Annotated in this window: 19 protein-coding genes and 1 tRNA gene; 17 read left to right on the forward strand and 3 right to left on the reverse strand. The window is 39.8% G+C overall.

Annotation, left to right across the window (positions count from 1 at the left end):
- Positions 1-329: 329 nt before the first annotated feature.
- From KJ678_00175 to KJ678_00190, 4 genes are all read left to right on the forward strand, one after another.
- Positions 330-417, forward strand: a tRNA-Ser gene (locus KJ678_00175).
- A gap of 106 nt (positions 418-523) precedes the next feature.
- Positions 524-1,006 (forward strand): hypothetical protein, encoded by a 483-nt coding sequence (locus tag KJ678_00180; protein MBU1016569.1) that lies wholly within the window; start codon positions 524-526, stop codon positions 1,004-1,006.
- A gap of 88 nt (positions 1,007-1,094) precedes the next feature.
- Positions 1,095-1,664, forward strand: coding sequence for a hypothetical protein (locus KJ678_00185; protein MBU1016570.1), 570 nt, complete (start codon positions 1,095-1,097; stop codon positions 1,662-1,664).
- 55 nt (positions 1,665-1,719) lie between these two features.
- On the forward strand, positions 1,720-2,385 hold the full coding sequence (locus KJ678_00190) for a sortase (GenBank protein MBU1016571.1): 666 nt from the start codon (positions 1,720-1,722) through the stop codon (positions 2,383-2,385).
- A 154-nt stretch (positions 2,386-2,539) separates the two neighbouring features.
- Here the strand turns inward: KJ678_00190 and KJ678_00195 are convergent, their stop codons facing one another.
- Positions 2,540-3,673, reverse strand: coding sequence for a PEGA domain-containing protein (locus KJ678_00195; protein MBU1016572.1), 1,134 nt, complete (start codon positions 3,671-3,673; stop codon positions 2,540-2,542).
- Positions 3,674-3,829: 156 nt separating this feature from the next.
- On the opposite strand from KJ678_00195, the gene KJ678_00200 reads away from it, so the two are divergent.
- The 12 genes from KJ678_00200 to KJ678_00255 all read left to right on the forward strand — a co-directional run bounded on the left by KJ678_00200 (position 3,830) and on the right by KJ678_00255 (position 16,099).
- Positions 3,830-4,834, forward strand: coding sequence for a rod shape-determining protein (locus KJ678_00200; GenBank protein MBU1016573.1), 1,005 nt, complete (start codon positions 3,830-3,832; stop codon positions 4,832-4,834).
- A 122-nt stretch (positions 4,835-4,956) separates the two neighbouring features.
- Positions 4,957-5,670 (forward strand): WecB/TagA/CpsF family glycosyltransferase, encoded by a 714-nt coding sequence (locus tag KJ678_00205; GenBank protein ID MBU1016574.1) that lies wholly within the window; start codon positions 4,957-4,959, stop codon positions 5,668-5,670.
- Between the two features lie 82 nt (positions 5,671-5,752).
- Positions 5,753-6,529 carry a helix-turn-helix domain-containing protein gene (locus tag KJ678_00210; GenBank protein ID MBU1016575.1) on the forward strand — a complete coding sequence of 259 codons (777 nt, stop codon included), beginning with the start codon at positions 5,753-5,755 and terminating at the stop codon, positions 6,527-6,529.
- A 115-nt stretch (positions 6,530-6,644) separates the two neighbouring features.
- Positions 6,645-8,159, forward strand: coding sequence for a glycogen synthase (locus tag KJ678_00215; GenBank protein ID MBU1016576.1), 1,515 nt, complete (start codon positions 6,645-6,647; stop codon positions 8,157-8,159).
- Entirely contained in the window at positions 8,156-9,664 is a 1,509-nt protein-coding gene (locus KJ678_00220) for a hypothetical protein (protein MBU1016577.1), read from the forward strand. Before KJ678_00215 ends, KJ678_00220 begins: the two co-directional genes overlap by 4 nt.
- A 103-nt stretch (positions 9,665-9,767) precedes the next feature.
- On the forward strand, positions 9,768-11,513 hold the full coding sequence (locus KJ678_00225; GenBank protein MBU1016578.1) for a phosphotransferase: 1,746 nt from the start codon (positions 9,768-9,770) through the stop codon (positions 11,511-11,513).
- 3 nt (positions 11,514-11,516) lie between these two features.
- Positions 11,517-11,990, forward strand: a complete 474-nt coding sequence (locus tag KJ678_00230; protein ID MBU1016579.1) for a four helix bundle protein — start codon at positions 11,517-11,519, stop codon at positions 11,988-11,990.
- A 307-nt stretch (positions 11,991-12,297) separates the two neighbouring features.
- The gene (gene rplJ, locus KJ678_00235) at positions 12,298-12,810 is read left to right on the forward strand and encodes a 50S ribosomal protein L10 (protein ID MBU1016580.1); all 513 of its coding nucleotides are present in this window, start codon (positions 12,298-12,300) and stop codon (positions 12,808-12,810) included.
- A gap of 116 nt (positions 12,811-12,926) precedes the next feature.
- The gene (rplL, locus tag KJ678_00240; GenBank protein MBU1016581.1) at positions 12,927-13,352 is read left to right on the forward strand and encodes a 50S ribosomal protein L7/L12; all 426 of its coding nucleotides are present in this window, start codon (positions 12,927-12,929) and stop codon (positions 13,350-13,352) included.
- A gap of 18 nt (positions 13,353-13,370) precedes the next feature.
- A complete protein-coding gene (locus KJ678_00245; protein ID MBU1016582.1) occupies positions 13,371-14,870 on the forward strand; it encodes a glycogen synthase in 1,500 nt (499 codons plus the stop codon).
- Positions 14,871-14,913: 43 nt separating this feature from the next.
- Positions 14,914-15,513 (forward strand): hypothetical protein, encoded by a 600-nt coding sequence (locus tag KJ678_00250; GenBank protein ID MBU1016583.1) that lies wholly within the window; start codon positions 14,914-14,916, stop codon positions 15,511-15,513.
- Between the two features lies 1 nt (position 15,514).
- On the forward strand, positions 15,515-16,099 hold the full coding sequence (locus KJ678_00255) for a hypothetical protein (GenBank protein ID MBU1016584.1): 585 nt from the start codon (positions 15,515-15,517) through the stop codon (positions 16,097-16,099).
- A 54-nt stretch (positions 16,100-16,153) separates the two neighbouring features.
- On the opposite strand, the gene KJ678_00260 is transcribed toward KJ678_00255, so the two are convergent.
- On the reverse strand, positions 16,154-16,954 hold the full coding sequence (locus KJ678_00260) for a thioredoxin domain-containing protein (GenBank protein ID MBU1016585.1): 801 nt from the start codon (positions 16,952-16,954) through the stop codon (positions 16,154-16,156).
- Positions 16,955-17,120: 166 nt separating this feature from the next.
- On the opposite strand from KJ678_00260, the gene KJ678_00265 reads away from it, so the two are divergent.
- Positions 17,121-17,498, forward strand: a complete 378-nt coding sequence (locus tag KJ678_00265; GenBank protein ID MBU1016586.1) for a response regulator — start codon at positions 17,121-17,123, stop codon at positions 17,496-17,498.
- Between the two features lie 42 nt (positions 17,499-17,540).
- Here the strand turns inward: KJ678_00265 and KJ678_00270 are convergent.
- On the reverse strand, positions 17,541-18,157 hold a 617-nt coding region (locus KJ678_00270; protein ID MBU1016587.1), incomplete at its 5' end, for a hypothetical protein.

An 18,157-nucleotide genomic window follows, 5' to 3' on the forward strand; every position in this document is an offset into this window, starting at 1 on the left:
TCAATTAGTCAAGCGGAGCGAGACTAGAGATTTGTAGTGTCCTGAGGTAATCCCGAAGGGCAAGTTCAATTAGTCAAGCGGAGCGAGACTAGAGATTTGTAGTGTCCTGAGGTAAGACCGAAGGGCGAACTTCGTCATTGCGATCCCGAGCTTTAGCGAGGGAGAAGCAATCTTATTGGGGTTGCTTCGTTGTCACTTCGTTCCTCCTCGCAATGACGGGAGTGGCGGTCTTGCTCAATGAGCGGTTAGTGAGAGCGAGCGTAAGCGAAGCTGGAACTTACGCGAATTAGTCCCGCCAAAGGCGGGGAAAACCGGTAGAGGTACTAAACGGAGGGGTCGCATAGTGGACTAGTGCGGCGGTCTTGAAAACCGCTATCTGCTTTTAGTGGATCGAGAGTTCGAATCTCTCCCCCTCCGCAAACAAAAAATTGACTTTTCTGACATATTTTGGTATTATAATCCCACTTTGCAACTGGCTGGTCCCTGAAAGTGAATGTGGGGATACTCTCAATAGGAGGTAGAGGTGAAAACAGCATTATTTTGGGGCTGGACGGTGTTTTGTGTTGTTGCTACGGTATTGTGTTCGGTGTTTCTCCCTTCTTCGGAGAAAAAGTATAGTGGTAGCAACATAACTTTTTTGACTGATGACAAGCGTCAGTTCACCATCAACGCCGAAAAGGTGGTTATTGAGGCCGCGTCCAATGGCTTTTTTGTGTTCCAAAGAGCAGAAAGTGGAGAGGCTCTCGTTGGAATTCCCACGGAAAAACCTCTTGGGTGGAGTGGGAACACCTACTACAAATTGTCGCCGACCCAGGTTTCCGGGGGAACTTGGATTGTTGAGAAAGGGAGCGGTGTTACACTCCATTTGAGTGGGATGGGAAACGCCACAGTCCAAGAAAGCTTTAAAGAGGGCTCCCAAGCGGAGTTGATTGTGCTTCTTTTGGTGGTAGGTTTGTTAATTTGGTTTTTGGGTCTTTGGGGCTTCTTCGGGGCTTCGTTTAGGTAGTAGGTGAAACAAGCAAGCGAGCCTCTTGCAGGATACATTTCTGCCCGAGGCTCTTCTTTTTTTTCGCGCTATCTTATACAATATACTTATGTCAAAAATAATCGGATTTGGAGGAGAAAATATTGTTTCTAAACTAAATAACGATACCGTTACAAAAATTCCTTTTGGTATCCGCTACTTTATTAACCCCCTAGCCACCACAAACGAAATTATAGCCGACCTTAAAGTTTTGCAAGTTTTTTTTAAAAAATATCTAGCGCCTACAAAAATAGTTCCCCGTAAAAATATATTTGGCATTCAATCGTACACCTTAACGCAAGAATATATCAAAGGCGCGCCGTTGAAAAAGTCCTATTTAGATAACAAGGATGTTAAACAACAATTTTTGGAAATTATGAAAATAAATGAAACTATGTTAAAATCAGAGAACAAATCCTACGAATTTTTCGGCGCGTGGACTCTCACTTTCTCCCACATAGTAAAGAAAATGGCTAACATAATGGTGGAAAGAGAGACAAACAGACTTTATATTATTGATATTGGGGTTTTGTATTTGGGAGAAAACTATCATTCAAAGCTTTTAGGATTTATTTATAAGTGGGCGGGGCGTAAGCAAGAGAAGTTGTTGGAAGGGTTTTGGGGGTCGTTACCCCTATGAAATTATTAACAAAGGAGTCTCCTTTTTCAAAGGAGACTCCTTAGATAGAATTTTTATGTCTAAAATTGGAAAATTTATAAAAATTATCTCGGATATTTTCATAATCGGAGCGATTTTTTTGTTTTTGCGCGCTTTTGGACCAATTATCTATGGAGAGTTATCATATGTAGTAACTAAAGCTTGGAACGCGGGTTGGCAGTTAGATATGGGTGTTGACAAAAATAACAACGCTCTTACGCCCGTAGAAAGCATTGTCGCGCGAAGACCCCTTAGCCTGCGTCCTGTTAATACAACATCCTCCATAGTAATTGAAAAAATTGGGGTGTCCGCCCCGCTGGTTATAAATGTTGATGTTACGGATTCTGGCAAGTATACTGAGGCGTTAAAGTTTGGAGTGGCTCACGCAAAAGGTTCCGCTTTGCCGGGCGCTAACGGCAATACCTTTTTGTTTGCTCATTCGTCCATAAATTTTTGGGAGCTTGGAAAATACGCTACGGTTTTTAATCTTTTAGGTAAACTTGAGGCGGGGGATATTATCGTGCTTTTTTATAAAGAGAACCGATTTGATTATGAAGTAATAGACAAAAGAATTGTTGCGGGGTTTAACACGCTTCCACTTTTAAGGCAAACCACTTCTCCCGTTTTAACTTTGCAAACCTGCGACCCCCCGGGGACCACCTTAAATCGTCTTATTGTCACGGCGAGGATTAGGGAGGAATAAACAAGCTACTCCTAAAGTGGAAGAACTTTTCTAGTTACTAAAAATTCAAAACTCAAATGACAAAATTCAATTCAAGCTCAAAATTCAAAAGGTTTTTAAACATTTAAATTTTGAATTTGATTTGTTATTTGAATTTTGTCATTTGAATTTATCCTTACCTTATCCCCACCGCATACAAGTCCGGTGGAGTATTTTGCTTAAACGATGCCAAAATTATCATCTTGTCTCCCCATGGGGAAGGGAACACTTTAGAGTCTGCCAAACTTCCGTTGGCGGTAAAAATCTCGGTTTTATTGGTGCCGTCTATTCTAATAAGGCTTATTGTGGTGTCTTCTAAAAGCGCCAAATGATAACTGTCTGGGTACCACGCCAAATATTTTAAGGAATTTCTATTTGTTCTGTAAGTGGTATATTGTCTTTTCTCGCCCACAGGGAGGGGGTCTTCCATATTATAAATTTCTATTTCCGTCATTTCTCCGTAATCCTTTAGGTACAAAAACTTTTTCTCGTCGGGACTCCATATTGTGTTTTTATCAAGAGCTATGTTTATGAGTTCCGCGCTAACCTCCTCCTTTTCTAAAAACGCCTTTCTTTTTTTAGCTTTTTCCTGTTCCCATTTTTCAAATATAGTTTGGGGGTCTTTTATTTCTGTTGGGGTTTTAACTTGGTTTTGCAGGTCTATTAGGTAAAATCCTTCTTCGTTAAGCTGTATAAGCATTTCGCTATCATCGGGAGACCACCAAATATTTTCGGCGCTTGAATAAATGTGGTTTTCGTCGTCTGCGGCTACCAAATTTGGATTGGTTCTAAAAAGGTTTAGAGTGGTTCCCGAAAGAGGCAAAACCCAAATACCTTTTTTTTCGGTATTTATTGGGACATAAGCTAGTTTATCCAAGCTTGACGATAGCGAAAAAACGCTAACCCCGGTATTTGTTAACGGTTCTATTCTGGGGCTTTGTGATATAAGAATGGCGGTAATGTCCGTTACCAGTTCCGGAAAAATTTCAATCTCCTTTTCCCACACTTCAAACCCCTCCTTTTCCACTTTTATTTCGTACATTCCGGGAGTTAGCGAAGGGATAGTATCGTTTGTAGCGGTGGTTGTTTTTCCGTTTAAATAAACTTTAGCTCCTTCGGGAATGGAACGAATAGCGAGCATTCCCGTTTTTTGCAAAACTTTATTTTTGGTATTAAACCGCCAGCCTTCTGAATAAAAGACTACCCCCGCAGTTATAAGGGAGAGTATAAACATTGTTAAAAAAACGGTTACCAGTGGTTTAATTTTCATTGCTATTGTATATGATACCACATTTTGGTATTTAGTATTTTGACTCTTTAACTTCGGGGGTGGAACTTTCCAACCTCGGGGGTTGGCTAATTATGACAAAAGGACGGAATAGTTTCCTAAAATATAATCTATAAGATTATCTGCTATAATAAGGTAATGTTTTCAAAGAAAATCGCTGTGGATTTGGGTACTGCTAATAGCCTTGTGTATGTAAGCGGAAAAGGCGTTATTATAAACGAACCTACTGTTGTTGCCGTTTCGGTAGGTACTAACGAGGTTATAGCAATCGGCGCTGACGCAAAAGAAATGATAGGCAGAACCCCAGAAGGAATTGTACCTTTTAGACCTCTTAAAGACGGCGTAATTGCCGATTACACCGTTACGGAGGCGATGCTGAAATACTTTTTAAATAAGTCTTTGGGCAGAATTAGATTTTTAGGTCCCACTGTTTTGATTGCCGTTCCCGCCGGGGTTTCGTCAGTAGAATCCCGCGCGGTAATTGAGTCCGCTATTGGCGCGGGGGCGAAAAACGCTTATTTAATGCCCGAACCTTTGGCGGCAAGTATTGGCGCGGGTCTTCCCATTTCTGCGGCTTCGGGAAATATGATAGTAAATAGTGGCGGGGGTACGACCGAAATTGCCATAGTGTCTTTGGGCGGGCTAGTTGTTCACGGAAGCGTTAGAGTTGCGGGAAATAAAATAGACGAAGCGATATCTTCGTATATTAGGAGAAAATATGGACTTATCATAGGTGATAAAACCGCGGAACAGTTAAAAATAAAAATAGGCAGCGCCCTTTTGCTTGAAAAAGAAATAAAAGCGGAAGTTAAAGGCAGAGATTTTGTGGAAGGTTTGCCTAAAACTTTGATGGTAACTTCCACAGAAATAACCAACGCTATTGAACCTACCTTAAAGCAAATTGTGCAGGCAATTAAGGAGGTGCTGGGGAAAACCCCCCCGGAACTCTCGGCGGATGTTTTGGATAAAGGAGTGGTAATGTCCGGCGGAACGGCCCTTTTAAAAAATTTTGATAAATATATAACTAAATTAACAGGTATACCCGCCCATACGGCCGACGACCCGCTTTTTTGCGTTATTAAAGGACTAGGCACCGCGGTTGAAAATTTGGAAGTGTTTGAGAAGGCGTTGATTGTGAAGTAATTTGACTAATGACAAATGACAAAATTCAAATAACAAATCAAATTCAAAGCTCAAATGTTTAAAACATTTAGATTTTGAATTTGAATTGAATTTTGTTATTTGAGATTTGAATTTTACCAACTATGTTGAAGAATTACTCTGTAATTAACATTCTCGGCATCCGTCTACATAAAATCTCTCGCCCCGACCTAGAAAAAGAGATAGTGTCCGCATTGTCCGCTAAAGGGCGTCCCGTTCTGTTTATCGCCACAATAAACCCCTCCTTTATTATGAGGGCGCAAAAAGATGAGGCGTTTAAAGACATTCTGAACAAAAAGACCACGATAAATGTGGCGGACGGTGTGGGGCTGAAACTTGCGGACAAAAACCTTGAAATTATTACAGGTGTTAAAATTACCTCTATTCTGCTGTCTTATGCAGAGAAACTGGGGAAATCAGTGTTGGTAGTAACCAAAAAGGACTCCCTAACCCCTAAAACTGCAATCCAACATTATTTCCACATAAATTATCCTAAATTGTATTTTAGTGTGCGAGAGGAGGCATCGCTGGATGTAAGAGAACACGATGTCCTCCTTTGCGCTTTGGGAGAAGCGGCGCAGGAAAAGTTCATTGTTGATAATACCTCCTTTATTAAACCAAAGGTTGCGGTAGGGATTGGGGGAACATTTGATGTATTGATAGGCACTGTTCGTGTTCCGCGGACAAAGTATTTTGGATGGGTTTTCAGGCTGTTGGCAAATCCCAAACGGTTGCCTAAAATAATCAAATCTGTCCTAATCTTCCCCATCCTTGTCATTGCGAGGAGGAACGAAGTGACGGCGAAGCAATCCCGATAAGATTGCCACGCCCTTCGGGCTCGCAATGACATGAGAAAAATTACCTCTTGACACACGGTTGTAAAGTTAGCATAATGTGATTATGGAACTAGCATTGCCTGACAAATTATTTTCATCTACGGAAGTCTGCGACATTTTAGGCGTAAGCCTTAGAACGCTTTATCGTTATATAGAATCCGGTGATATGGGTTCTATACAAACTCCCACAGGACGACATAGATTTACAAAAAAACACATAGAAGATTTTCTAGGCAAGGGGAAGAGGGTATCGGCCATCCGTCCAGTTTTGCAGAAGCCTGTTGTTCAAGAACCCCAAGAGTCCGAGAAACCTAAATCAACGGTGGAAGTGTCCAAAATTGTGGAAGATGTTGTAGCAGAAAAAGAAGAAGAAGAAATATCTCCGGCAGAAGGGCTGTCTTTGGCGGAAGAAGAACGCGAGGAGCCATCTGTAGAGTTGGGTCAAGAAGAGTTGGTGGAGGACATCCGCGAGACTTTTTATAAAATGGAGGGGTTGGATGTGCGGGGGGTTGCCAAAAAAATAAAAGAGGTGGCGGAACAGCATAATTTAAAATACGCTTTTACTGGTCTTGGGGGATTAAGTTTGCATTATCCCATTAAACCTTTTTCTAATTTAGAAGTTTACATAAACCGAGATTTGCTGAATTTATGGATTAAGGAGCTAAATTTGGTTGAGGCTTCAAAACTAACTGCCAATTTAAAAGTTAAATTTGGAGATGACGCCATTTCTTCCGCGGAATCCCTTGGTGGGCTAATGGTTGCTAACACCTCTGTTTTAGCGCAGGATTTGCGCAGTGAAGGCTACGATGAGCTCGCCGAAGAATTAAATAATAGGATATAACATTTTTCTCCCATTGACAAACATCCAAACCTGTTCGGGGTACCGTCCCCAAAGAAACAAAGGATTCACCTTTTTCAAAGGAGAATCCTTAAATAGAATATGCTATACTACTTTTATGGCTAAGAACAACTCCATTTCCAAAGTTTTAATAGTAGGCGCCGAGGTTAGCCCTTACGCTAGCGTGGGCGGGCAGGCGCGGGTTTTGGCTTACCTCTCCAAAGCTTTAAGAGAGCTTGGCGTGGACGCTCGCGTTTTTATGCCAAAATTTGGGTTTATTGATAAAAAAGAATATAAGATGGAAATGGTCCAAAAGAATTTAGCCGTTCCCACGGGGCATGTTAAAAAAGGGCCAAAAGAGCTAATGTGCAATGTTAAAGAGTATAAACTTAAAAACCACGCCCCAACCTATTTTTTGGAGAATATGGAGTATTATGAAAAAAGAGACAATGTTTATGGTTACAGCGACGACCCTGTTCGCTGGGCGCTTTTAAGTCGCGGAGTTTTGGAATTTTTGCGAAAGTCCGACTGGGTTCCCGATGTAATCCACACCAATGATTGGCATACGGGGCTTATCCCGAATTTTTTAAAGACAGTATATGAAGAAGACGAAAAGCTTTCTAAAATAACCTCGGTTTTTACCATTCATAATTTAAGTTTTCAGGGCAATTTCGACCCCAAAAATGTGTCGGAGATGGACTATGACGATGGAAAATCCGTTGTTAGCGCTTTTTTTAATAAAAGACTTAAAATGCAAAACTTTATGAAAAGAGGCATTATTTACGCGGATGCGGTAAGCACGGTAAGCGAAACATATTCCCGCGAGATGTTAACGCCCGAATACGGCGAGGGTTTGGACAATTTGTTAATGGAGCTTCGCAGCAAACTTTTTGGCATTGTTAACGGTATTGATTACGCGGAGTTTAACCCGCAGACCGACAAATTTTTGGCAAAAAATTACAATACCGGTTCTTTAAGGAATAGGGCGCAAAATAAGATAGCTCTCCAAAAGGAATTTGGGCTTTTGGAGGACTCCGATATCCCGGTTTTGGCTTATGAAGGCAGGCTGGATTCTCAAAAAGGGCTGGATTTAATATTTGCCATACTGTGGCCTCTCTTGCGTGATTTTGATGTACAGTTTGTTCAGGTGGGTGGCGGTTCAGGGCATTATGTTGAAATTCTAAAAAAATTAAAATTGGCTTTTCCTAAAAAGGTGGGTATTCACCCAATGCCTAACTTTACCCTCCCGAGACTCATATTTTCGGGCGCGGATATGATGCTTATGCCGTCAAAGTTTGAACCTTGTGGTATTGTGCAGTTGGAGGCTATGAGATATGGATGTATCCCAATAGTGCGCGCCACTGGCGGGTTGGGGGACACGGTAATAAATTTTGACCCCGACACTAACAACGGAAATGGGTTTGTTTTTAAAAATTACGATAAATGGCAGTTTTTCGCTCAAGTTGTCCGCGCGCTGGAAACATATCGTCATAAAAATGTGTGGAAAAGACTGCAGATGAATGCGATGAAAAGCGATTTCAGTTGGGAAAACAGCGCTGTTAAATATCTTAAATTTTATGAAAAGGCTACATATTTTCATAATCGTCCTGTTGTTATGGATAATATAGTATGAAATGGGTTTGCTTTCTACATATTTATCAACCCCCGAACCAATCCCAAGATGTTTTAGAGAGGGTAGTTAATGAAAGTTATCGTCCCATCTTTCGCGGATTAAAAAAAATTCCCAAGGCGAAAATAATTTTAAATATTAACGCTGTGTTAACGGAGCAGTTGCATAACAGTGGGTACGAAGATGTGCTAAATGATATAAAATGTCTTGCCGAAAATGGCCGGGTGGAGTTTACAGCCAGCGCAAAATATCATGCCTTTATACCGTTGGTGCCAAAAAGCGAGGCGGTGCGTCAGATAAAGTTAAATGAAATTGCCAATAAAGAGTATTTTGGTTCTTTGTATAATCCCAACGGTTTTTTTAGTCCCGAAATGAGCTATAGTCCTAAAGTGGCGGAGGTGGCGCAGGAGTTTGGGTTTAAGTGGGTGGTTTTGGACGAGATTGCCTATAATGGAAAGGTGGATGTGGTTAAGTTTGACCGTCTTTATAAAATAAAGGGATTTGATGTTTTGGCGTTTTTTAGAGAGAAACGAACCAGCAATTTAATTATGGGGGCGGTAGTTCGCGACGCGCAAAAAATTTCAGATGCGGTTTCAAGAGAAAATGGTTCTAGGTATCTTTTGACCGCAATGGACGGCGAAACATTTGGACACCATAGAGTTGGTTTGGATAAAGTGCTTTTGGATGTTTTAGCAGACCCTAAAATTGATACTGTTACTATATCCGAATTGTCCAAATTGTATAAACAAATAGAGGAAGTAACCCCTAAAGACTCTACTTGGGCATCCAGCGAAAAAGATATTGTTGACGGGAATGTGTTTAATTTGTGGTTTGATAAAGACAATGAAATTCATAAGAAAGAATGGGAGTTAACGGATATTGCAATAAGAGTGGTAAACGATTCAAAATTCGCCCTTCCATCATTGCGAGGAGAGAGCGTAAGCGAACGACGAAGCAATCAAGAAAGCTGGGATCGCGCGCGTTGTCTTTTGGACCCTGCCCTTCACTCTTGTCATTACTGGTGGGCAAGCGCCAACCCTTGGTGGAGTATTGAGATGATAGAGGAAGGGGTTTTCAATCTTTGGCATTGTGTGCTAAATGTTCCCGACGCGCCTCTTGCCGATAAAGAACGAGCGGAAAAACTTTATTTTGAGATACTGCTTTTGGCGCATAGCTGGCAAAGGACGGGCTTAGTTAAGGAAAAATCGGGTCGTTCGTACGCTTGGAAAAAGATACCTTTTAGTAAGCGCGCCAACCCGGGGGAATTTGAAGCGTTGTTGGAGCTTTTGGCGCAAGAGGAAAAAAATTCTGTTGTCCGTTGCGAATATGAACAGGCTATTAGGTGGCGGGATGCGCAAACAAAGCTTAAAAATGAAAATGATGTGTATGACGTTGTTCATGTTATAGATCAGTTAAGGCAATTTGTGGATTTTAAAAGATACGAGGATTTGGTTTTAAAGTACCAGAAGGAGTATAAGTTCATAAATGCCGGACAACCGGAGAGGTAGAGTAGTAAATTCAAATGACAAAACTCAAAATTCAATTCGAATTTTAACAAAGGAGACTCCTTTGAAAAAGGAGTCTCCTTAGATAGCTTTGATTTTGAATTTTTTGAAAACTGTGTGCCCAAAAGAAATAACAAATCTTTTAACTAAATATGGTCTAACGATAATAAAACCCTTCCGTCTCGCCGACGGCGGTTTTAAAAGGTCGTATGTTTTGTTGTGCAAAGATTTAAAGGGCAAAAAATTTGTCCTTAAAGTTTTTGCATCCCGCGACAAAAACGCCCAAAGTAAATTTATTCGCGAAGTTAAAATCCTTTTGTTGCTGGGGAAATATAAAAATCTTTCCTCCTTTGTTCCTAAAGTATATAAACATAATTTCAAAGAACAAAAGGGCAGTCTTTACTATCTTTTGGAGTATTTTGATTATAAAAGTTTTGGGGAATTCACTTTGGATTTGAGTTATCAAATGGGGATATTCAAAAAGGACTCGTTTGAGGTTTTTATGGATTTTTGGCAGGAAGTTGGGGATATGCGCCAAGAGGGGCTAGAGTGGTTGAGTCCGTACGGTTTGAGCCGTTTTATGGACGAGCTTTCATTTTACAAAAGCAGAACTCCCGAGATATTAAGTTTGGGTATGTGGGAGAGGGTTTTCAATTATTTAAAAAGAAGGGAAAAGACTATAAACGATTGTTGCGCGTTGTCCCATTTAGACTTGTATCCCGAGAACATTTTTGCGCAAGAATCGTTTTCGCGCGATTTTAAGATTATTGATTGGGAGCAATCGCATTTAACCGCCAAAGCGGGGAACGAGGCTTTTTTATATCTAATGCTTTGGAAAGAGGATTATTTTAGGAAAAAAATTTTCACTAGGATAAGCGAACAGGGGAGTATGAGTTCCTTTAAGTGTTTTCTGCTCCTTTTTGCGGTTAGATTCTTATATCAAACAAAATCTTTTGCCCATGAAAACGCTTTTAGCGAATCTTTTAAACTATCCCTACTTTCCACAATTAACGACATCGTACAAGGAAAGTTTAGTCGGCCAAGAAATTTGCAATATCTAGTAAGTAAGATGTTAGTTAGGCAGTTACTTAAAAATTTCTATTCGTTTAAAAAAGACATTTCTGTTGAGGATTTTCCCGCAGGTTATGGGAACACGATGCTGAAAATAAGCATTATGACAGGAAGCGACAAGAACAAAGATTATGTTCTTAGGGTTTATTCTTTGAGTCGTATTTACGAAAACATAAGGAGGGAGGCAAAGATTTACAGACATTTAAGTAAAAAAGGCATCCCCACCTATTTTGTTTGTAAAAACAAGGAACGGCGACTGGTTTCAAAAGCAGTGATATATGGCAGGGAGCGGTATTTTATATTCGTATGTTTTTTAAAAGGGCGCACTTTGTCGCGGACGAAGTTAAAAAAGACGCACCTTTATCAGGCGGGCAGTTGGCTTGCTAAAATGCATACTGTTGGAGTTGTTCACAATGATTACAATCGCAGGAATGTTTTATATGACAAAGATGTTTTGTCTGGAATAATTGATATGGAATTTTCGCAGTTTTCAACAAAATCTGCGGACCACTTACGGGATTTAGCTAAAGCTATTGCGTTATGGTTGCAGGGTATTGATGATAATGCTTCTGTTTCAATCCGAGAAGTATATGAAAGTTTTATGGGGGGGTATTTTGGGAAAAATTGGAAAGACGAATCTTTTAAAGTTAATAGGCTTATTGTGGAGGAGTTGAGAAAGTTAAGGACAGAGTATAGGAGGATGAACAAAAAATCCCCCTCGGAATATTTTGAAGGAATAATAGTTTTTATAAACAACCTAATTCCACGGTTCAAAGTTTAGTTTATGGTCGCTCTTAAAGATTTTATCAACAATTTTGATATGTCAAACCCCGACTGGAAAAGTTCGCAGGGGTATAAAGCAATAGCCAGTTGGCAAACTGCAATGCTTTTAAGGGATATGCTAGTACTTTGGTTTAAGGAAACAGGCGCAGAAAACTCTCGTAATTTCCCGTCTGTTCCCGTGAATTTTCGTTTATTCGGCCGTTTGGAAGCGCAAGTACTAGATGCCGCGCGGTCTGTTATTGCAAACATTGAAGAAGGTTACACGCGCCCCGACACAAAAGCATATCTACAGTTTTTAGGCTATTCCCAAGCTTCTTTGGCAGAGGTTCGCGGCGATGTAGAGAGGATGAAAGAAGATGATATATTAAAGTCAGTTAAAGGTTCCACTTTGTTATTTATTGGAATTAAAACACCCGCTAAAGATTTTCCATATTCCTATTTGCGGGAGTTAAAGAGTTGTGATAATATTTTATAACTAGTCAAATAACGCCAAAAAGAGAGGAGGGCGGAGAAATGGATTGCGCGGTCAGACATTTAATTTCTTCCCGCCCCTTTTCAATAGTTGTTTAACAAGCTTTTATTGTTTTATTATCCCGTATCCTCCCGTAAACCTCCCGTTTATCTTTAGTTGTTGACTTGGGAGTTTTGTTTGTGGTATAAGTTGTAGACTTTAGTTCCAAAGACTGTTGGGTGCTTGCCCTTCCGAAGTCCGCTTTGAGCGGACGAAGGAGGGTCCTTGAGAGCTTAATATCGCAGATTGCGGTACCCGCATAGGAAAAATTATGGCGTTAAAAAGAGAAAAGAAAGAACAAATTTTAAAAACTATAAAGGAAGCGTCTGATTCTTCGTCCTCTTTGGTTTTTTTTGATTACCAGAATATCTCCGCCGGAACTTTAAATATGTTGAGGGATAAACTTTTTGACAAAAAGGCGAGCTTTTCCGTTTTTAAAAACACCCTTCTAAAAAAAGTTTTAGGGGATAAAATGCCGGAACTTGCGGGGCCTACAGCAGTCCTCTTTGCAGGGGACGACCCCGTTTCTCCCATTAAAGAGTTATATAATTTTAAAAAAGAACAAGAGAGCATAGATATTAAATTTGGAATTCTAGAAGGAAAAATTATTCCCCAAAGCCAAGTGGATGTTTTGGCGGCGCTTCCCTCAAAGCAGGAACTGCTCGCAAAAGTGGTGGGGGGGATGTCCCGCCCAACAAATAGTTTTACTAGAGTATTAGGGGGTGTTTTAGACGGTTTCGCGCGAGTTGTGTATCAAATATCTCAAAGCTCAAAAATCAAATGACAAAATTCAACTCAAATTCAAAATATAAAATTCAAAAAAAGCTTTATAAATTTGAATTTTGAGCTTGATTTGTTATTTGAGATTTGATTTTTGAATTTAGGATGGGGGTGTAAGTTATGTCCGAAGAAAATAAAAAAGAAGAAAAAAAAGAAATAAAATTAACAGAAAACGCAAAAAAAGTAATGGAAATGGTTGAAAAAATGAATGTTTTGGAGCTTAACGATTTGGTAAAAGCTTTAGAAGAAAAATTTGGCGTTTCCGCAAGCGCTCCTGTTATGATGGCGGGCAATGCCGGAGTTGGCGTTCCCGCGGAAGCGGTGGAGGAGAAAACCGAATTTGATGTGGTTTTAACAGACGCCGGCGCTAATAAAATAAATGTAATTAAAGCGGTTCGCGAATTAAACCAAAATTTGGGTTTAGTTGAGGCGAAAACGCTTGTTGAAAGCGCTCCCAAAAACATTTTAGAAGGGGCTAAAAAAGAGGATGCGCAAGCCGCAAAGAAAAAGTTGGAAGAAGCTGGCGCGAAGGTTGAATTAAAGTAAAAGTGTTATAATATTTCTATGAAAGTATTAATCGTAGCTTCCGAATGTTTTCCGGTTGTTAAAGTTGGCGGTCTTGGAGATGTTATCGGCTCTTTGCCCAAAGCCTTAAAAAAGGCTGGTCTTGATGTCCGTATTGTGATTCCCGGGTACCAGAAGATACTCCACACCTGGTGTGAGTCGCAGGCGCAACACCACACCGGGTGTGGTGGTGAGGACAAGAGCAGGGATTTTGTTATTCACTACGCGGGAGAAGCGCAAAAGGTTATCCTCCATCAGACAGTTCTTCCCGAAACAGACATTCCTCTTTATCTTATTGAAAACGAAAAATACATTTCAAGCGGAGGAATTTATATGGACCCTTCCGCTTTTGCGTCTTCCCAAGAAGAAATAGAGAGATTTGCTTTTTTTAGCAAAGCTGTTGTTGGGCTTTTTGTGGCAAGAGAAGATGTATTTTTTCCGGATATAGTTCATTGCAATGATTGGCATACAGGCATAATTTCCCAACTTATTAAATCCGAGGCGCGATATTTGGAATTAAACCGCCCCGCTACGATTTTTACAATTCATAATCTTGCCAATCAAGGCATTAGCTCAACTGATGTGGTAAATAAATTAGACGGTGAAATCCTTTCTAAATCTCCTTACATAAAATGGGATACGGCGGATAATAATTTGGACTTTATTATGCAAGGGATTTTAGGAAGCGATGTTGTTACCACAGTTTCTCCTTCCTACGCCGAAGAAATAAAAACGCAGGAGTTTGGCGAAGGGTTAAATGAGGTTATTAAGGCAAAAGAAGCGCGGGTATTTGGCGTTTTAAACGGTATTGATAAAGATGTTTTTAACCCTAAAACCGACCAATATTTAAAAGTTAATTACTCCCCAGAAGATTTAGAAGCCGTGTTAAAAGGTAAAAGCGCCAATAAAAAACTTTTACAACAAGAACTTTCTTTGCAAGAAAAATCTGTTCCGATGATAGGTTTAGTGTCCCGATTAACAAATCAAAAGGGAATTGATATTTTTGTCAGTTCTGTGGATGAAATGATAAGTATGGGGTTTCAGATTGTAATACTAGGTACAGGGGATAAAGCCATTGAGAATAGGATTGTTTCCAAAATGTCCGAACCCGAGTTAAGCGGGAATTGCGCGGGAATTATTAAGTTTGACGAAGGGGTGGCGCGCAGGGTATATGCGGCGGCGGATTTTTTTGCCGTTCCTTCGCGATTTGAGCCTTGCGGGTTAACGCAAATGATAGCAATGAGGTATGGCGCTGTTCCCATTGTTCGCGCCGTTGGCGGATTAAAGGATACGGTAAAAGAGGGGGAAACGGGGTTTTTGTTTGAAGGGTTTAATCAAAGCGAGTTTTTAAGCGTTATTAAACGAGCTAAGAGGGTTTATGACGATAAGAATCTATGGGGGAAGATAGTTGGCAATTGTATAGCGGAAGACTTTTCGTGGGACAAATCGGCGCAAGAATACATTCTTTTATACGCCAAAGCTTTAGCTTTTGCCCAATAACCCTCTTGACTTTCGCAAATATACGAAATATAATGCAATTACTATGAAAAAAATCGAAACAATATGGCATTATATTTTATGGTCAGCTCTTGAAAAAGGTGTTTTTAAGCATACTCAAAAAGAGTTGTCAAAATTATTTGGGTATTCTTTAAGCACGGTAAATCTTGCGTTACATGTGCCTACTCAAATTGGCGCTGTTAAAAAAACCTCTAAATTTTTTACGGTTTTTGATTTTAAGAAATTTTTATATTTATACGCAAGTTGCCGAAATTTGCAGAAGGATATAATTTATCAAACTAATTTAAGTGTTCCTGTTATGGAAATAGAAGGGCTTGTCCCTTCTCAAAGCATTTACGCGTGTTACAGTGCCGCCAGACATGTTTTTAAAGAGCCACCAGCGGATTATTCAAAGGTGTATGTTTATTTAGAAGAGGAACATTTGCCGAAAATCTTCAAAAGATTTGGTAAAAATAATGATAAAAACCCAAATTTTTTTATTCTTAAAATGCACGGAACTATGAAGAAGTACGGCAATATAACCACTGTCCCCCAAACATTTGCAGATATCTGGAATTTAAGCGACTGGTATTCCCGGGATTTTATTTTAGCTCTGGAGGAGAAAATAGATGGAATATTATCATAATTTGACAACAGAAAAAAGTTTTCTTGAATTGCAAAACCTAAAAAAGAAGATAGATTTTATTCTAATAGGTGGGTGGGCTGTTTATTTTTATACCAAAGCTCTAAAGTCTAAAGACATTGATATTGTAGTGGATTTTGATAAACTTTCAATTTTGCGGAAGAATTACAATCTTTTTAAAAACGCGCGTCTTAACAAATATGAAGCGATAAAAGGGGAAGTTCAAATAGATATTTACCTGCCTCATTTTTCTAGAATAGGTATTCCCGTTGAGGATTTAATTGGTAATGTAACAAATTTGGAAGGTTTTAAGGTATTGGATAAGGATTACCTTTTAGCGCTAAAAATTTTTGTATCCTCTCAAAGAGCGCAAACGCCAAAAGGTATGAAAGATTTTATTGATGTAGTTTCTTTAATACATTTTGCGTTAGCGGATTTGGAAAAAGTTAAAAAAATTCTTTCAAAATATAAAATAGCGGGGGCTTTTAAATCTGTAAGAGATATAGCTGAAAGGACTTTCGAGATACAAGAGCTTAATTTAAATAAACACCAATTCTCAAAACTCCGAAAGCTCCTCTTGTCTTCTTGAATAAAGTTAATAATTAAGGAGTTTCCTTGGAACAAGGAGACTCCTTTGTTAATTTTAATTAGTGGCTAGGGGGGACCATTCGGCTTGGGTTTCAAAAATCTTGTCGTGCATTTCCCAATATTTTCCCTGCTCTTTGGCGCAATATGACGCTTCCGACGCTTTGGGAGAGTTTTTGTGTCCCAAAGATAAGAGTGGAATGTCTTTAAGAATGTATTTTACATATCCCGTATCTATATATTCCTTTTGTATTTGCGGCAAAGTTTCTATCACATGCCTTGCGCAGAAAGGGCATTGATAATCGGTAAATTCCACAATAGTAACGGGAGCGTCCGCGTTTCCTTTTATAGGGTCTGCTGATGAAATAGGGATATCTTGTACAGTCTCCGAAAAATAATTCGCCGTTTTCATTCCTTCTATAGTTGTTTTTATATTCGCGGGATAATCTAGGGTAATTCCAAGTTCTTTATCCAGTATAGCTTTAAAAACCTCAAAAGGTTGCGCGCCTACCAAAAGTTTGCCGTTAATGAAAAAGGTAGGTGTGCCGTTTACGCTAAGCTCGTTTGCTTGTTGGGTTGTTTCATTAATTTTAGATGCGTATTTTCCGGAATCTAAGCAGGAATCAAACTCATTTTGGTCTAGCCCAAGCCCTTTGGCGTATCCTTTAAACTTGTCATTTGCTGTTACCGGTTTTGTTGCGTTCTCGTTTGTCTCTTGGACATTTTCCACCACAGTTTTGGGACTGGGTTTTTTTTCTAGCAATTTATAAAAAGAATCTTTGCCCACAATAGCCCCGGCAATTATTAGTCCGGCAATTATTATGGATACAGGTACCAGAATGTTTTGTTTATTTTCCATAGTGAAAAAAGCATATCATAGCAAATTTCAAAATTCAAGGGGATTTAGGATCCATGAGCTGGAAAGAAGTGGGACTGGAGCGGGATTATACCCGATAAGGGTTAATCCCGAATGAAATTAGGGTAATCCCATTGAAATTTAAAAATTTTTCGGGTATTCTAAAACTATGGAAACTGTCAAGAAAATACTTTTAATAGAAGACGACCTTTATACCCGTGAACTCTTTGAAGAAATCTTAAAAGACGCGGGATTTGTGGTTACGGTGGCTTTAGATGGGGAACTTGGGTTTAATAAAATGCTTGAAGGCGGGTACGATTTAATTCTTTTAGATATAATAATGCCAATAATGGACGGGTTAGAAGTTCTTACCAAGCTAAAGTCGGCCACTCCAAAGCAAAAGAACGGACCTGTGGTAATGTTAACTAATCTCTCTCACGACCCTATTATTAAAGACGCCCTTTCAAAAGGGGCAAATGGATATTTAATAAAATCTGACCTCACTCCCGAAACGCTTGTTAAAAAAGTTAGAGGGTTTTTGGAATAGAAAAGGCGCTTATCTTTTGCAGATAAAGCGCCTAGCAAGGCTCTACGGAAGTTTGGGCAGGTTGTCTGAACTTCTTATTATTTCCCACCCGGCGGGCGTTATGGCTATAACAAAATAGACTTTTTGAGCGGGTGGTTGACCTATTTTGTTATAACTTCCCCAGTCTAGCAAAGAAATTCCGTTCTCTGAACAAAATCGCACGGCTTCGGCAGATGCTCTTATAGAAGCCTCTCCGCTTATATTCATAGAGGTGGTGAGATGAAAAGGCGCAATTCCTATCTGGAGCCTATGCGCGTTGGAACTGCTTGGCCAACTCAACAATTGAAACACCGGCTCCTCGTAACGGCAAAGCAATTTGCATATCCAAACTTGCGCAATTTTGGGAATTTTTTTTCCTAACAAAACAGCTTCCATCTTGTTGGTCGGAAGTTTCCTATCCCAGGGGCTTGTCATATAGGCGGGAACTCCCGCGTTTCTGCGAACAGGAAATCTCAAAAACCCCTTTCCGGCAAAATTTTCTTTCAGCCAGTTTACATCCTCTAAGTAGGAAAACAGCTCTCTTGGAATATCCTCCCAATCCATAAGTTCCGCAATTCGCGCAATTTCCCCCATTGCCGAAAACCTTTTGTCTGCCAAACTCCTCTGTTTAATTCTCAAAA

Source organism: Patescibacteria group bacterium (assembly GCA_018817085.1).
Classification (GTDB): domain Bacteria; phylum Patescibacteriota; class WWE3; order CG2-30-40-12; family CG2-30-40-12; genus CG2-30-40-12.

Excerpts from the sequence above, each read along its gene's own strand:
- KJ678_00185 (MBU1016570.1), top strand. The coding sequence starts at position 1,095 with ATGTCAAAAATAATCGGATTTGGAGGAGAAAATATTGTTTCTAAACTA.
- KJ678_00190 (MBU1016571.1), top strand. The coding sequence starts at position 1,720 with ATGTCTAAAATTGGAAAATTTATAAAAATTATCTCGGATATTTTCATA.
- KJ678_00195 (MBU1016572.1), bottom strand. The coding sequence starts at position 3,673 with ATGAAAATTAAACCACTGGTAACCGTTTTTTTAACAATGTTTATACTC.
- KJ678_00200 (MBU1016573.1), top strand. The coding sequence starts at position 3,830 with ATGTTTTCAAAGAAAATCGCTGTGGATTTGGGTACTGCTAATAGCCTT.
- KJ678_00205 (MBU1016574.1), top strand. The coding sequence starts at position 4,957 with ATGTTGAAGAATTACTCTGTAATTAACATTCTCGGCATCCGTCTACAT.
- KJ678_00210 (MBU1016575.1), top strand. The coding sequence starts at position 5,753 with ATGGAACTAGCATTGCCTGACAAATTATTTTCATCTACGGAAGTCTGC.
- KJ678_00215 (MBU1016576.1), top strand. The coding sequence starts at position 6,645 with ATGGCTAAGAACAACTCCATTTCCAAAGTTTTAATAGTAGGCGCCGAG.
- KJ678_00220 (MBU1016577.1), top strand. The coding sequence starts at position 8,156 with ATGAAATGGGTTTGCTTTCTACATATTTATCAACCCCCGAACCAATCC.
- KJ678_00230 (MBU1016579.1), top strand. The coding sequence starts at position 11,517 with ATGGTCGCTCTTAAAGATTTTATCAACAATTTTGATATGTCAAACCCC.
- rplJ (MBU1016580.1), top strand. The coding sequence starts at position 12,298 with ATGGCGTTAAAAAGAGAAAAGAAAGAACAAATTTTAAAAACTATAAAG.
- rplL (MBU1016581.1), top strand. The coding sequence starts at position 12,927 with ATGTCCGAAGAAAATAAAAAAGAAGAAAAAAAAGAAATAAAATTAACA.
- KJ678_00245 (MBU1016582.1), top strand. The coding sequence starts at position 13,371 with ATGAAAGTATTAATCGTAGCTTCCGAATGTTTTCCGGTTGTTAAAGTT.
- KJ678_00250 (MBU1016583.1), top strand. The coding sequence starts at position 14,914 with ATGAAAAAAATCGAAACAATATGGCATTATATTTTATGGTCAGCTCTT.
- KJ678_00260 (MBU1016585.1), bottom strand. The coding sequence starts at position 16,954 with ATGGAAAATAAACAAAACATTCTGGTACCTGTATCCATAATAATTGCC.
- KJ678_00265 (MBU1016586.1), top strand. The coding sequence starts at position 17,121 with ATGGAAACTGTCAAGAAAATACTTTTAATAGAAGACGACCTTTATACC.